The organism is Sulfuriflexus sp. (assembly GCF_032250955.1).
In the GTDB taxonomy this organism is placed as follows: domain Bacteria; phylum Pseudomonadota; class Gammaproteobacteria; order AKS1; family AKS1; genus Sulfuriflexus.
In genome coordinates this window covers 12,936-27,150 of the sequence record NZ_JAVVES010000003.1, presented here as the reverse complement: position 1 = coordinate 27,150, position 14,215 = coordinate 12,936, and the positions used below count along the sequence as shown (strand labels likewise).

Annotated in this window: 14 protein-coding genes; all 14 read right to left on the bottom strand. The window is 52.0% G+C overall.

Translation table 11 applies throughout. The features are described from left to right. Positions 1–17: 17 nt before the first annotated feature. Positions 18–941 carry a hypothetical protein gene (locus RQ738_RS00830; RefSeq protein ID WP_314161479.1) on the bottom strand — a complete coding sequence of 308 codons (924 nt, stop codon included), beginning with the start codon at positions 939–941 and terminating at the stop codon, positions 18–20. A gap of 68 nt (positions 942–1,009) precedes the next feature. Next, positions 1,010–1,615: a class I SAM-dependent methyltransferase gene (locus RQ738_RS00825; protein WP_314161478.1), complete on the bottom strand. Its 606-nt coding sequence runs from the start codon at positions 1,613–1,615 to the stop codon at positions 1,010–1,012. 1 nt (position 1,616) lies between these two features. Further along, the gene (locus tag RQ738_RS13690; protein WP_409929505.1) at positions 1,617–1,769 is read right to left on the bottom strand and encodes a hypothetical protein; all 153 of its coding nucleotides are present in this window, start codon (positions 1,767–1,769) and stop codon (positions 1,617–1,619) included. A gap of 71 nt (positions 1,770–1,840) precedes the next feature. Continuing rightward, on the bottom strand, positions 1,841–2,248 hold the full coding sequence (locus RQ738_RS00815; protein WP_314161476.1) for a hypothetical protein: 408 nt from the start codon (positions 2,246–2,248) through the stop codon (positions 1,841–1,843). A 23-nt stretch (positions 2,249–2,271) separates the two neighbouring features. Continuing rightward, complete coding sequence (locus tag RQ738_RS00810) at positions 2,272–2,823, bottom strand: TIGR00645 family protein (protein WP_314161475.1); 552 nt, start codon at positions 2,821–2,823, stop codon at positions 2,272–2,274. Between the two features lie 102 nt (positions 2,824–2,925). Beyond that, positions 2,926–3,339: a hypothetical protein gene (locus tag RQ738_RS00805; protein WP_314161474.1), complete on the bottom strand. Its 414-nt coding sequence runs from the start codon at positions 3,337–3,339 to the stop codon at positions 2,926–2,928. Positions 3,340–3,384: 45 nt separating this feature from the next. Further along, positions 3,385–5,682 carry a nitric oxide reductase activation protein NorD gene (locus tag RQ738_RS00800; protein ID WP_314161473.1) on the bottom strand — a complete coding sequence of 766 codons (2,298 nt, stop codon included), beginning with the start codon at positions 5,680–5,682 and terminating at the stop codon, positions 3,385–3,387. Positions 5,683–5,717: 35 nt separating this feature from the next. Then, complete coding sequence (locus RQ738_RS00795; RefSeq protein WP_314161472.1) at positions 5,718–6,539, bottom strand: CbbQ/NirQ/NorQ/GpvN family protein; 822 nt, start codon at positions 6,537–6,539, stop codon at positions 5,718–5,720. A 206-nt stretch (positions 6,540–6,745) separates the two neighbouring features. After that, complete coding sequence (locus tag RQ738_RS00790; protein WP_314161471.1) at positions 6,746–8,134, bottom strand: ribulose-bisphosphate carboxylase; 1,389 nt, start codon at positions 8,132–8,134, stop codon at positions 6,746–6,748. Between the two features lie 388 nt (positions 8,135–8,522). Next, positions 8,523–10,862, bottom strand: a complete 2,340-nt coding sequence (locus tag RQ738_RS00785; protein WP_314161470.1) for a nitric oxide reductase activation protein NorD — start codon at positions 10,860–10,862, stop codon at positions 8,523–8,525. A 98-nt stretch (positions 10,863–10,960) separates the two neighbouring features. Continuing rightward, a complete protein-coding gene (locus tag RQ738_RS00780; RefSeq protein ID WP_314161469.1) occupies positions 10,961–11,770 on the bottom strand; it encodes a CbbQ/NirQ/NorQ/GpvN family protein in 810 nt (269 codons plus the stop codon). Between the two features lie 37 nt (positions 11,771–11,807). After that, positions 11,808–12,119, bottom strand: a complete 312-nt coding sequence (locus RQ738_RS00775; RefSeq protein WP_314161468.1) for a hypothetical protein — start codon at positions 12,117–12,119, stop codon at positions 11,808–11,810. A 110-nt stretch (positions 12,120–12,229) separates the two neighbouring features. Beyond that, positions 12,230–12,589: a ribulose bisphosphate carboxylase small subunit gene (locus RQ738_RS00770; RefSeq protein WP_314161467.1), complete on the bottom strand. Its 360-nt coding sequence runs from the start codon at positions 12,587–12,589 to the stop codon at positions 12,230–12,232. A gap of 103 nt (positions 12,590–12,692) precedes the next feature. After that, positions 12,693–14,114, bottom strand: coding sequence for a form I ribulose bisphosphate carboxylase large subunit (locus tag RQ738_RS00765; RefSeq protein ID WP_314161466.1), 1,422 nt, complete (start codon positions 14,112–14,114; stop codon positions 12,693–12,695). Between the last annotated feature and the right edge of the window lie 101 nt (positions 14,115–14,215).

Genomic DNA, 14,215 nt, shown 5'->3' with positions numbered 1-14,215 from the left:
AGGCATTGACTATTGTTTTATCGGTTTTGAACATAGTCAATCTCCGCCTGCAGTCGTATTTGATCCTTGCGCTCCAGGTGTTTGTACTCCAGATATTTCTCTTTGTCGAGTTCGTGGAGTTGCCGGGCATGTTGTTCCGTCAATTCGAACCAGCGATCGAGACGTGCCTGGAGGCGCTGCTCACTCGCCACATCAAGCGTGACCAGGTAACTCTGGATGGCAAAATAATAACGTACGACATTACGCTCGATAACACCACGGTTACCTTTAACATAAACAGGTTCGCCACTTTCGTCTTCTTCGACTATGCTGAAGCCGATCTTGCCACTACCGAGGGTCAGGAAGTAAGTTCCCATGGCTAGGTTGGCAAGCAGACCGTGCTGGTATGAGAAACTGAAATGGAGAAATGTCGAATCATCGTCTAATGGAATGGCTTCAACGCTGATGTTGTAGTCTTCCGTACCCAGTGGTCCGGAATCAGCGGTCAGCTGAATATCAAGATAGTCTTCGTGGCGTGCGAGGGGAGTATAAAGATAACGGATAATGTATGCGTTATCGGGTGACTCATAAAACTTTCGGCCGGTATAGAAGGTAAGCAGATATTGTTTATCCCGCTGCTGATAGGTACAGGCCTTGATATTGAGATGCAATGGCACGATATCGCACCAGGTCGCAGGCGTACCCAGAACATCCCTGACCTTGTCGTAAGGGTGGCTGATGACACCAAATATCTCGCCGTGCATCTGGTTGTCGTCATTACTGCTGGATTTGATATAAACAGGAATGCCATAGACATTCGAGGCAAGCTTTCCCTGGAGCCGCTGGTACTCTTGCTGCAAGGCCTGCGCATCAGCTCTTGCCGGCTTATGGGCGAAAAGAAAGGCATTGCCCGAAAGCAGGACAAGCAGGATGGCTGTGACAGGAAGACGTGTGGCATGCATGTTCAATAGCCTATGCCGCGCCTGCCGTATTTTCAATCCGGTCATCAGCGACAAAGAGGAGTATAGGGTTAGTACGTGTCTCCAGGTTCCCTGATAGCACGAGCGACAGTGTAATTGCTGCCCTGTTTAAGTTTCTTGTAGTTGCCAAAGACCTCTTCAAAATGGCGTTTCATGAACTTGCGCAGGCCGTTAATCGTGACCACGTACAGTTGTCCGCCGGGTTTCAGATGGGCGAGGGCATCATAGAGGATGAGCAACAACATCTCCTTGCCGACCTTGGCAGGGATGTTCGAAACAATGATATCAAACTGACGATCACCAACCTGGTCGAAGGCATTGCTGAGGACCGCCTCGGCATTATCCAGCTTGTTATCCTTGATGTTACGGTTCGCATAATCGACGGCGACAAAGTCCTTGTCGACCAGCAGGTGGTTACCCCTGGGGGCGAGCCTGGCCAGGGTGATGCCGATCGGCCCGTAGCCGCAACCGATATCGAGACTATCGGCATCCTCGGCAATCTTGATATGACTCAGTAACAGGCGGGTGCCTTCATCGATCTCGCGGGGCGAGAAGAGTCCCCAGGTCGAGCGAAAGTGCAGCGCCTGTTCGCGCAGTTCCACATCAAAGGTAATATCCTTGCGCAGGCTATCCAGGTACGTCTGTATGTCGGCCATATCAGGAGTCTTGGGCGTTCAGTGTATGATTATGGTATTCGAGCATGTCGCCATCCGGGGTGGAGACTATTCGTGTAATACCGGCATTGTGCACCTTGATTCGGTACATGCCAAGCGGGCCGGCACAGAGGATGTGGGCAATGATCGCACGCATCACCCCGGCATGTGTTACCAGCAGGATGTGCCGGCCACGATGGTGGCTGACGATTCAAATCAATAATTGTATCAGTCATCTTTCTTTCTGAAGGGCAACACATCCGAGAGTTCGTCAGGCAGCATTTCCGGGAGTTTTTCACTTAACAGCATTTCCATGGCATCCAGAGAGCGGTTCATAATCATCACCGCGTTGGCATGATAATGCTTTATCTGGCAGGGGATATCTTCATGGAGGCTGCTGCGTTCCCTGGTCGCAAAATCCGTCCAGGCGACGACCGGGACATCATTAAGTACCCGGTCAACAATGATCCAGGCATTCTTTTGCAAAATCAGGTCAAGGTGCTTGAGCCCGGGAATAGGCATGCGTATTTCTTCACCAAGGCGCTTGAGTGCCAATTGTACATGGTTGTAATGCATCGCCTTCACCTTGCCCTGGCGTAGCGCGTAAACCGGGACTGCATCGAGACGATCATACATTATTGACAAAATACCCCTGTTACTCAGTGTTCATGAGCGTGTGCCACGGCAATACTCTTGTTCATGATGTAGTCTGTGATCGCCATGGCAATCGCGGAAACGATGAAGGTCAGGTGGATAACGACTTGCCAGTAGATCGTATCATTATCCATTTGCTCTGCATTGATGAAGGTCTTGAGCAGGTGAATGGAGGAGATACCGATCAGGGCCATGGCCAGCTTGATCTTCATGGTGGTGGCATTTACGTGTGACAGCCATTGTGGTTGATCGGGATGTTCCTTCAGGTTCAGGCGCGAGACAAAGGTTTCATAGCCACCGATAATAACCATAATCAGCAGATTCGCAATCATGACGACGTCAATCAGGCCGAGGACCATGAGCATGATCTGCGTCTCTGTAAAGGTGTTCGCATCTGCCACCAGGTGTATCAGCTCTTTCAGGAACAGGAACACGTAGACACCCTGGGCCACGATCAGACCAAGGTATAACGGTGCCTGCAGCCAGCGGCTCCAGAAGATCAACTGGGCCATGACGGCCAGGGAAGGGTTACGTTGTGGGGTGTCCTGCATGCTCATGGTTTTCCGGAATATAAGTGGGAGTAGTAAATTAACAGGCTGAATTTTAGCACAATTCTACAGAAGAATAAGCGAACCGGGCGCTGAGTCGTATAGTCGGGCCTAGCTGGTGCGGGGGGTGTTTGCGCCCAATCGGTAGACTTCCAAAAGCGTTTCCTTCAGTCCGGGATGTTCTTGTAGATCGTTGATACTCATGTTTTTTCTAACGATACTCTCTATGCCGGCAAGGGTGGCCTGTTCTCGCCAGGCTTGCTCAAATTCGCTGGTCGCCAGGGAGCCCTCGACAACAAAGTCCACAACAAGGCCTTCTGCATACGCAATTTTAATCGGCTCGACTTGCATCATTTCGTATTCATAGGAGTAATGGTCGATATGATTTTCGGTAGCAATGAGCGGGTAGAGATTGGGCAGGCGGCCATGCGCTTGCATGTATCTGTCGAGCTCAAGCGTAAGCGTGGGCGCAAATTTTTTGCCCCTGAAACTGAACTCGATCAAGGCGGTGATGATGTTTTTCATGAGCATGCTCGTCTATTTGCGGCTTGCCGGGAATCAGGTTGTTAACTAGCCGGTCAGTGCCATGAACAACTTGGGCAGTTTCTCCGGCAAACGTTCAATTTTATCAATTATAGTATAGTGGTTACCGAAAATGCCGGTAACATAATCATCCTCGCCCGGTTTTACATTGGCATCAAGGTTGATGCAGTAGGTATAGATGCCTTCCTGATCCAGTTCCTGTACTGCCTTATGCGCATCCTTTATGAGCAGTTGCGGGTCATCAACATCAATGTCTGATGGCTCGCCATCGGTCAACACCAGCAACAATTTCTTATCGGCCTTTTGGGCGCCAAGGTAATGAGAGGCATGCCGCATTGCCGCGCCCATTCGGGTGGAGTAACCGGCAGTCATTGCCGCCAGTCGCGCCTTGACATCGGTATTCCAGTGTTCACTATACCCCTTGATGTGCTGGTAGCGGACCTCATGCCGGGTGTTTGATGAAAAGCCGGCAATGGCAAATTTGTCACCGAGGTGTTCAATCGACCAGCCCAGTAAGGCGACGGCCTCCTGGCTGAGTTGTAAAATAGTCTGTGTACAACCTTCCGGGGTGTCGGCCAGGGAAGCTGACAGATCCAGTAATAGCATGACTGCAATGTCACGACCATCGTGCTTGTGGCTCATGTTGATACGCGGGTCAGGCTGGGCGCCGCTCTTGAAGTCGATCAGGGAGCGGATTGCCACATCCAGATCGAGTTCACTGCCTTCTTCCTGGTAGCGTACGCGCACATATTGCTGGGGTTTCAGCATATCCAGAATATGCCTGAGTTGTTTGGCCAGGCCGGCATGTTTATCCAGAACCTTATCAATATCGGCTGCGTTGCCTGACGGGTGCAGGGTCTCGTAAAGACTTACCCAGTCAGGACGATAAGTCATGGTCTTGTAATTCCATTCCTTATAGTGACGGGGTGGTAGGCCGTCAAATTCGCTTTCTTTGGGTGCAGCGTCACGATTGTCCTCGAATGCCTCTTCTTCATCGCCTTCTTCAATGAACACCCACATGTGGCGATTGTCATCCCTGTAATCGATCTCGGTATCCTTGAAGTGCATGCGGGGTGACTGATCGGACTGCAGACGGGTCCTGGCAATATAGGAGATGGCCAGCTGGACAATGTCCTTTGTCTGCGTCTCAACCTGCTGCATAAGGTCGTTGAAGGCGGCGATGCAATCAAGCAGGTCAGAATTCTTGTATCCGTGTTGCGGGTTCAGAATGCCGTAAGACAACATGGCGAGACGGTGGCGAATACAGGATTCCTCTGTCGGGTCGCAGGCATCCTCCGCGGGTGCCGGATGCAGGGACAAGAGTATTTTTCTCAGGCCCGGGTAGTCCCGCATGGCCAGGTATTCGACCCGCGAGTCTTCCAGTGTCTCAATGGCGATACGCTGAAAAGGGCTGAAGTTATCGGCCACAATGGCCGTGGTCCAGCGCTGGTGGGAGGCGATATGCGCGAGTACGGCACGGTAGCGATCTATGCCGGTAACACCATCCTTATCATCAAACACATCCGGAACACGAATGCCCAGTTTGTCGTAATAGGGGATGGGTTTACGTAACTGGTCAAAGGCATTGGAATAGGGCAGAAGAGAAGACTTCTGTGCCCAAAGTGCCTGCAGGTATAAATCAAGCTTGCGCTCGTGATCGATAAACAGGGTGCCATGCCGTTCACGGCTCAAGATCGCCTTACTATCAGCTGACTGCAGGCAAAAATAATCTTTTTGTCGTTCCGGGTTGCTGCTGTAGTTGCTGATGCCGTAATCAATCCAGTTTCTGATTCCTTCCAGGGACAGTTCGCTGAGCAGGTAGGGCATCTGGTTCAACAGATCCGGCAGGCCGGGGCTGGGGATACTGGTATGGAAACCGTGCACGGAGCCGGTGGTGCGCTCCATCATGTCCTGAAGGATTTCGACATAATGTTGTAGTTGCTCTTCGCTACCGAGGCGGCGTGCCGCCTCGGCAAGCGTGTTCAAAAAGGGAGGAATGGCCTTGCCGTTAGGTGTTCGGGACATATCCCAGACGGTTTTCGAAACCATCGACAGGGTTGCTTCACCGAGTCGCTGTGCAATCCCGGGCATTTCTTCGAGATAGACCAGGACGGGCTCAAAGCCACGACCGATCATGCATATTAATGACGCGCCCTCCAGATAAGCCTTGATGCCATTCGTGCTCAGCACGGCGAGCGCACCTGACATACAGTCAACAAAGATGTCATCAAGATCCTTGAAGCCGCACTTCAATTGTTCCCTGAATGCCTGCATTTCAGCACTGATTTCAGTGCTGATTTTCTTGTCGGGGCCTGCCAGACTCATGATAAGTTCTGCTGTTCCGGTATGGGCATCATGAATCAGGCAAAGACGGCATCAATTGCGTGATCTAATGTACTGCGAATATCGACATCATCCGTAATCGGGCGAACCAGTGCCATGCGACAGGCGTCAACAGGCGTAACACCATTGATTATCAAGGTGGCGGCATAGGTTAACAAGCGCGTTGAGATCCCTTCATCCAGACCGTGGCCTTTCAGGTTGCGTGCGGTGCCGCCGATCTTGACCAGTTTCATGGCGGTGTCGGCATCGATACCTGTTTCTTTTTCAACAATAGTCGCTTCAACGCCGGCAGCCGGGTAGTCAAAGTCCATTGCCGTGAAACGTTGCTTGGTTGATTGTTTCAAATCCTTCATCAGGCTCTGGTAACCCGGGTTGTAGGAGATAACCAGCTGGAAATCGGGATGAGCATTGATGAGTTCGCCTTTTTTATCCAGGGGCAGAGTGCGACGGTGGTCAGTCAGGGGATGGATCACAACCGTGGTGTCCTGTCGGGCCTCAACAATCTCGTCCAGGTAACAAATTGCACCAATGCGTGCGGCGGTGGTTAAGGGACCGTCCAGCCAGCGTGTACCATCCGCATCAAGCAAGTAACGACCCACCAGGTCAGAAGCCGTCATATCTTCATTACAGGCAACAGTGATGAGCGGCTTTTGCAGTTTCCAGGCCATATGTTCAATAAAGCGTGACTTACCGCAACCGGTAGGACCCTTGATCATTACCGGCATACGCGTTTTATACGCCGCCTCGTATAAAGAGACTTCCTTGTCCTGCGGCTCGTAATACGGTTCGTTTTCGATCTTGTATTGTTCGATATCGATTTTCTGATCCGGGTTGCTCATTGGTCTCGTCCTGTATCGTGATAACCATTCCAGAATTAATTTCTCGTTTAAAGCCTGCAATAAATTCTGGAATAGTGATTTTTTATCCGGGTTAGGTGGTTGGAAAAAAAGCCCCTGCATGCAGGGGCTTTTTAGTCAGGCTGACTGGTATGCGTCAGGTACAAGAACGCGTAGCAACGGCATTTCAGCCAGCCTTTTCAGCATATTTATTTGTGTACGCCCAGCTTGTCACGCCAGCCCGGGTACAGGGCATCGGCATCATGCTCGAATGACTCGAATGCACGTGCGAATTCCTTATGCTCTTTCGCGTACTCAATGGGGTCGGCACCTTGCTTCCAGCATTCGTAGGCCTGATGCAGGGATTTTGCACCCGCTGCCGGGCTGTCGATGTGACCGTAAGCACCACCACCAGAGGTGTTAATGACGTTACCGTGGCCGAGGTTCTCGAAGAAACCGGGCAGACGTAGCGCGTTCATGCCACCAGAGATAATCGGGGTAGTTGGCTTCATGCCATACCATTTCTGGTAGTAGACAGGACCCTGACATTCATCACGTTCGATCATGTAAGCAATAATCTTGTCAGATGCATCGCCTTCCATCTTGCCATAACCCATGGTGCCGACGTGGATCCCGGAGGCACCCATCAGACGTGACATCTTGGCCAGGATATAAGCAGTGTAACCACGCTTGGATGAAGGTGAAGTGATGGCACCATGACCGGCGCGGTGGTAATGCAGGTACTGTCCCGGGTAGTTGCGACGTGCAGTGGTAACCATGCCCGGGCCACCAACATAACCGTCGACCAGGAAGGCGACGTGAGAAGCATCTTCAGCAAATGTTTCCAGCACGTAGTCAGCACGGGCACACATTTCGTGGTGATCGTCAGCCGTGATGTTGGCAGAGAACAGTTTGGCTTCACCGGTTTCATCCTGTGCACGCTTCATGGCATCTGCAACAAGAGGTATAACCTTCTTCATTGGACAGAAGACCTGGTTACCCTGTGGTTCGTCGTTTTTGATGAAGTCACCGCCAAGCCAGAACTGGTATGCAGCATCAGCGAATGGCTCTGGACGCAGACCCAGTTTGGGCTTGATGATTGTCCCGGCAATGTAACCACCGTCTTTAATTGGACGACCCAGAATCCGCCACATGTCAGAGATGTCCATTGCCGGGCCGTCAAACAGTTGCAGCATTTTAGGGGGAATGTAGAAGTCGAACATCTGTGAGTTCTTGATGTCGCCCATGCCCTGGTTGTTGCCGATGGCGAGAGTCAGGAACGAGACGATCATGGCGCGGCCGTCGATGACGTTACGATCGAACAATTCGTTCGGGTAAGCGATCTTCATGATGCCCTTGGCTTCATCGATTTCATAAACCAGGGCATCTACACCCTTGGTGAAGTCATCGGTCGTTGAAACCTCAACGTTGGTACCGGTTGAAGATTCGGCTGCGAAGTGAGCGGCTGCTTCCAGGTAACCATGGCCTTCGGCTGGCTCCATGGTGTAGGCAACGAGAATGTGTTTGCCATCGGCAAGCAGGTTCTCTTCGTTCAGGCTCAGGTCAGAATAACGGCCTGTTTGATCTAATAAAGCCATTTAAGGACTCCTTGGGGTTACGGGTAAAATCATTAGCTGCGAGCGATACGGTGGTACAGGTTGGTATTCACTCTGCTTGCCGGGCAATAACCAAGCGCCACGCTGCGTTATTACCGTGTCGAATATATGACTATAAAATCGAGGGGCAATCCTAGGGGAGTTTGTGCATCAATAGAAATAAGTAAATATCATCGTTACTATAAGTATTTGCTTATGGTTATAAAATGCTTATATATACCATAAGGTTAATGCAGGTTATGCGGTGCATGCTGACGTGCCCAGGGAGATAAAAATACTCGCGGGCAGCCGATCAAGGTATGAAGGGGGAGGAATAGAGAGCCAAATGCGACCGTTTTGAGGGAGATCCCCGGACCTGCTACCGGCCTGTTCAGGCGGTCAGGCTGGCAAACAGGACCGGCAATTGCTCTGGCAGACGATCGACGTGGTCAATGACCGTGTAGTTATTCGCACCGAAAATACGTTTCACGTAACTGTCGGCATTCGGGTCGAGCGTCAGGCAATAGGACAGGACACCCTTGCTATAGAGTTCTTCCACGGCCTTTTTGGTGTCGTGACGCAGGTGTTGCGGATCCCGCTCATCAATGTCCGCCGGCTCACCATCAGTCACAAGCAGTAACAATTTCCGCCGCTCTGGTTGTTTTAACAGGTGCTGGCCGGCATGGCGCATGGCTGCGCCCATGCGAGTCGATAAACCACCCTGCATACCGGCCAGGCGCGACCTGGCATCATCATCAAAGTGCTGGGTAAAGTCCTTGAAACGGTAGTACTGCACGTCATGACGACCATCAGAGGCGAAGCCGTGCAGGGCGAAGGGATCACCGATACCATCGATTGCGGTGGCAACCAGGGTGGCGGCCTCGCGGGTGAGTTCCAGTACGGTCTTGTCCGACCCACCGATCTTCTCATTGGTCGATTCCGAGAGGTCCATCAGCACCACGACAGACAGATCACGATTCTTTAATACATTACGCATCGTGATCCGCGTATTGGGCTGTTCGCCCATGCGAATGGCAATCATGGCATCGATGGCGGCATTGATGTCGATCTCGTCACCATCTTCCATATTGCGTACCCGCTGAACCCCTTCAGGTGTGAGCAGGTCAATAATCTGCTTGATACGGTGAGCAATTGGCTTGTACTCCGCCAGGATCTTTTCGATCATGACGGGATCGCCCTTGGGCTGGCGACGTTCGTACACGCTCACCCAGTCGGGTCGGTGTAATTGAATCTGGTAATCCCATTCCGGATAGTGGAAAGGTTCAGAGATGGCTTCCTTACCCCACATTTCATTGAAGCTTTTGGTGGTCTCAAGATCGTCTTCGTAAGGAAACATTTCTGTTTCACAGGTCCAGATTTCCTGCGCATCGTCACCGGCCAGTTCACAGTCAACCTCGTTGGCCATTTCCACAACACTCACGGTCTTGCGTACCTGGCGCTGATGGGTGGAAATATACTCGTTCATGGTATCGAAGGTGAATTCCTCGAATTCCCAGATAAAGCGATTGTCATCACGGTAGTGTATGGCGATACGTTCCAGGATACGCAGGCTGGGCACGGCTTTGCGGCTCGAAAACAGGTTAAACAGCTCCAGCCCCTGGTGCCAGGAGAACTGGTTATTGTCCTGTTCCTCGTCAATGCGTGCATGGAAGTCTTCGCAGAAGCGGTTCAGTTCCTGGTCATCACTTTTCACCGATGAATCCAGCAACATCAGGGCGACGTGCTCAAGGACACGCATGGTGGGATGCTCTACATCGTCTTCGGCTTCTTCATTCAAAAGTGCATGCCAGAGTTTCTTCATGCCGGGGAATTCCTGAATGGCTTTGTATTCGATACGGGCATCTTCAATAAAGCCGATAAAGAACATTTGCGCGGGGCTCAGCTGTTCGGTTGAAATCGGCGCAGTGGTATAACAGATATGTGCAGCCATGTGTGCGGCCGTGGCCCGGTACAGCTCCAGGCCGGAGACCTCGCCTACGGCATCGACTGCGTCCGGCATGTGCACAATGTGCGCCTCGATATAGGGGCGAAAGTCGGTGTAGTCGGCGCCGGTCGGGCGCAGGAAGAAATCCCGGGCCCAGAGTGCGCGCAGGTAGAAATTCAGTTTGCGCTGGACATCAATAAACAAGGTGCCACGGCGTTCTTTTTGCAGCATTGCCAGGCTGTCTTGTGACTCCAGATTGAAATAAGACGTTAGATTATTAAAATCACGGCGATAAGCCTGGGCGCCAAAGTTTGCCCAGCGGCGCAGACCACTCAGGGTCAGTTTCGATAACAGCTCATCGATGTGGTTAAGCATCGGGCGTACGCCACGTGACGCGGTTGAAGATAGCTGATGGATCAATGTCAGGTAGCCGCGGAGCAGTTCAGCATCACCAAGACGGCGAGAGGCCGTTGGCAAGCTGCTGAACAGCAGCGAGATGACTTCGCCCGAGGTCATTGAGGCCAGTTTCATGGCTGCAGTAATGCAGTCGGTGATGATATCTTCACCGCACTCCTTGACCACGAGGGGCATATTCTGCAGGTAAGAAACCACCAGATCCGTGCCACGCCCCAGACCACACAGGCTTTTGGCGCCATCCAGGTAATTCTGCAGGCCAGCGGGCGACATGACATGGGAGGCTTCCGAGAACGTACCCTCAAGTACGTCCCGGATCTCTGGTGCCGCGTCTTGCAGCTGGTCTTCGTAATCTTCAAGTTTTATCGACATTTAATAACAATCTCTAACGTCAAGATGTTCAGCACGCGAAGACAAAATCACAGGAACGGTTATATGCGCTTGCCGTCTTCGCCTCTCCGGGTCGTGTGTTAACCAAAAAACGTTTGTACAGCGGCGTTCAGGGTATCGCGCATGTCTGGGTCATCGGTCAGCGGCGTCACCATGGTCATGCTACAGGCGGCGACCGGTTCCACACCTTTATTGATCAGGTTTCCCGCATAGACGAGCAGGCGGGTGGAGATACCTTCATCCAGGCCATGACCTTTAAGGTTGCGGGCCCGGTGGGCAATCTGCACCAGCTTGTGGGCGGTATCGCTATCAATCCCTGATTCCCTGGCCACGATCTCGGTTTCGATTTTTTCTTCCGGGTAGTCGAAGTTCAGGCCCCCAAAGCGTTGCTTGGTGGACTGTTTCAGGTCCTTCATCAGGCTCTGGTAGCCGGGGTTATAGGAGATCACCAGTTGAAAATCAGGGTGTGCCTCAATGAGTTCGCCTTTCTTGTCGAGTGGCAATGTCCGGCGGTGATCAGTCAGCGGGTGAATGACTACCGTGGTGTCCTGGCGGGCCTCGACGACCTCATCGAGATAACAGATGGCGCCGAGACGCGCAGCCGTGGTGAGAGGACCATCCTGCCACTTGGTACCTTCCTTATCGAGCAGGAAGCGACCGACCAGGTCAGAGGCTGTCATGTCTTCATTACAGGCAACGGTAATCAGCGGTTTGCCGAGTTTCCATGCCATGTACTCGACAAAACGGGATTTGCCACAGCCGGTCGGGCCTTTCAGCATCATCGGCATGCGCACCTCGTAAGCGGCTTCGTACAAGGCAGTTTCATCTGCAACCGTCTGGTAGTAAGGCTCTGTTTGAATTTTGTATTGTGCAATATCTATAGAAGACATATCTCACCTCTTTGCAATATAGGGCTAACCACAGCCATCATTTTTCATCATCGGTTTCAACTTCACCACTCCAGCCCACCGCCCTGGCATTGGCAATGGCTGCGTCATGGAATTCTTCATGACGGCGACGCAAGTCTTCAGGCAGGTGACTGACCAGACAACCATACTTGTCCCATTCAGCATTTACTTTCTGTAACAGCCCGTCAATCTGGGCCAGATTCCAGCCTTCACATGTTTCAGATTCTGGTATCAGGCCAAATACCCACGCATCACGAATAATCTTGCCAATGGTCGTCATGCCTCCATTGAGATCATTATTGATGCCTACGTACTTATTTGGTTTGCTCATTGGTTATTCCAGTTAATGTCGTTTGTGACTTTTAATTGTCGGTGCAAAAAAAAAGCCCCTGTCCGTATTCTGTTGGGCAGGGGCTTTATGCATCATATTACCCTGCGGAACTAAACTGACTTACCGCGGTAAACTACCATTGCCGTACCTGCGGACTGTGCAAAGTTATCAAAGCCCAGCAGACGAACATGGTTGTCCGGATGTGCCTTGTGGCAGGCTTCGAGTTCAGCCAGGATAGCATCCACATCGGTTTCGCCGAACATTGGCAGTTTCCACATGTACCAGTAGTTGCTACGTGCATTTTCCGGTTCAGTGTGTTCGATACCCGGGTTCCAGCCTTTATCAACAATGTACTGGATCTGTGCGCGTGTTGATTCCTTGCTCAAAGGCGGCAGGTAGGAAAAGGTTTCATATTTACGGCTCTGGGCAGCATCGCTCAGGCTTGAATTGTAATCTTGTACTTCACTCATAGTGATTTACTCCAAAAAATTTAAATTCGTATGACTGGATCGTGCGGCAAGGTACCGGGTATAAAATCGGGCACCTTGCCGCTGATGATCAATAACAAGTCGCTTATTTATGCGCGACGTCGATCTTGTCAACCGTATCAAATTCGAATTTGATTTCTTTCCATGTTTCCATGGCCATCTTGAGTTCCGGGCTGTGCTTGGCAGCATTAGTAAGGATTTCCTTACCTTCGACCTCAAGTTCGTGACCAGCGTTACGTGCTTCAACACAGGCTTCAACCGCAACACGGTTGGCAGCCGCACCAGCAGCGTTGCCCCATGGGTGACCCAGTGTGCCGCCACCGAACTGCAGGCAGGAATCATCGCCGAAGATGCTAACCAGTGCAGGCATGTGCCATACATGGATACCACCGGAAGCAACCGGGATCACGCCTGGCATGGCGCCCCAATCCTGGTCGAAGAAGATACCGCGTGAACGGTCTTCCTTGATGTATGAATCGCGCATGATGTCGATCCAGCCCAGGGTTGCATCGCGGTCGCCTTCCAGCTTGCCCACAACCGTACCGGAGTGCAGGTGGTCACCACCAGAAAGACGCAGAACCTTGGTGAGTACGCGGAAGTGGATACCGTGGTGCGGGTTACGGTCAAGCACGGCGTGCATGGCGCGGTGAATGTGCAGCAGCATGCCGTTGTTCTGACACCACTGAGCGAGCTGGGTGTTGGCAGACAGACCACCGGTCAGGTAGTCATGCATGATGATCGGCGCGCCGATTTCTTTCGCGTATTCAGCACGACGCATCATTTCATCGGCGGTCGGGGCAGTAACGTTCAGGTAATGACCCTTACGCTCGCCGGTTTCGGCCTCGGCCTTCTGGATGGCTTCCATAACGAAGTCGAAACGGTGACGCCAGCGCATGAACGGCTGTGAGTTGACGTTTTCGTCGTCCTTGGTGAAGTCCAGACCACCACGCAGACCTTCATAACAGGCGCGACCGTAGTTCTTCGCAGACAGGCCGAGCTTGGGCTTGATGGTACAACCCAGCAGAGGACGACCGTATTTGTTCAGCAGGTCACGTTCAACCTGGATACCCTGGGGCGGTCCATTACAGGTCATAACGTAGGCAACCGGGAAGCGAATGTCTTCCAGGCGCAGGGCACGCAGGGCCTTGAAGCCGAATACGTTACCGACCAGTGAGGTCAGTACGTTGACAACCGAGCCTTCTTCGAACAGGTCGATTGGGTAAGCAACGAATGCGTAGAAGCAGGTGTCATCACCGGGTACGTCTTCGATGGCGTAGGCACGACCCTTGTAATAATCCAGGTCAGTCAGCAGGTCAGTCCAGACCGTGGTCCAGGTACCGGTTGAAGATTCAGCGGCAACAGCAGCAGCGACTTCTTCACGCGGCACGCCTTCCTGGGGGGTGATTTTAAAACAGGCCAGAAGATCGGTGTCTTTTGGTGTGTAATCGGGCATCCAATATGTTTCACGGTATTCTTTTACACCCGCGCTATAACCTTTTGTAGCCATGGTAGGCCTCCTGATGGTCGATAAAAAAACAGTGTCTCTGGTGGACAAGGTGGCGCGGTTCGGCGCACCTTTTGGCAAAATAAACCATTAATTCTTAAGGT

Coding starts and splice junctions, on each gene's coding strand:
- RQ738_RS00825 (WP_314161478.1), bottom strand. CDS start 1,615: ATGGCCGACATACAGACGTACCTGGATAGCCTGCGCAAGGATATTACC.
- RQ738_RS00765 (WP_314161466.1), bottom strand. CDS start 14,114: ATGGCTACAAAAGGTTATAGCGCGGGTGTAAAAGAATACCGTGAAACA.
- RQ738_RS00800 (WP_314161473.1), bottom strand. CDS start 5,682: ATGAGTCTGGCAGGCCCCGACAAGAAAATCAGCACTGAAATCAGTGCT.
- RQ738_RS00830 (WP_314161479.1), bottom strand. CDS start 941: ATGCATGCCACACGTCTTCCTGTCACAGCCATCCTGCTTGTCCTGCTT.
- RQ738_RS00785 (WP_314161470.1), bottom strand. CDS start 10,862: ATGTCGATAAAACTTGAAGATTACGAAGACCAGCTGCAAGACGCGGCA.
- RQ738_RS00795 (WP_314161472.1), bottom strand. CDS start 6,539: ATGAGCAACCCGGATCAGAAAATCGATATCGAACAATACAAGATCGAA.
- RQ738_RS00775 (WP_314161468.1), bottom strand. CDS start 12,119: ATGAGCAAACCAAATAAGTACGTAGGCATCAATAATGATCTCAATGGA.
- RQ738_RS00790 (WP_314161471.1), bottom strand. CDS start 8,134: ATGGCTTTATTAGATCAAACAGGCCGTTATTCTGACCTGAGCCTGAAC.
- RQ738_RS00805 (WP_314161474.1), bottom strand. CDS start 3,339: ATGAAAAACATCATCACCGCCTTGATCGAGTTCAGTTTCAGGGGCAAA.
- RQ738_RS00810 (WP_314161475.1), bottom strand. CDS start 2,823: ATGAGCATGCAGGACACCCCACAACGTAACCCTTCCCTGGCCGTCATG.
- RQ738_RS00770 (WP_314161467.1), bottom strand. CDS start 12,589: ATGAGTGAAGTACAAGATTACAATTCAAGCCTGAGCGATGCTGCCCAG.
- RQ738_RS13690 (WP_409929505.1), bottom strand. CDS start 1,769: ATGCGTGCGATCATTGCCCACATCCTCTGTGCCGGCCCGCTTGGCATG.
- RQ738_RS00780 (WP_314161469.1), bottom strand. CDS start 11,770: ATGTCTTCTATAGATATTGCACAATACAAAATTCAAACAGAGCCTTAC.
- RQ738_RS00815 (WP_314161476.1), bottom strand. CDS start 2,248: ATGTATGATCGTCTCGATGCAGTCCCGGTTTACGCGCTACGCCAGGGC.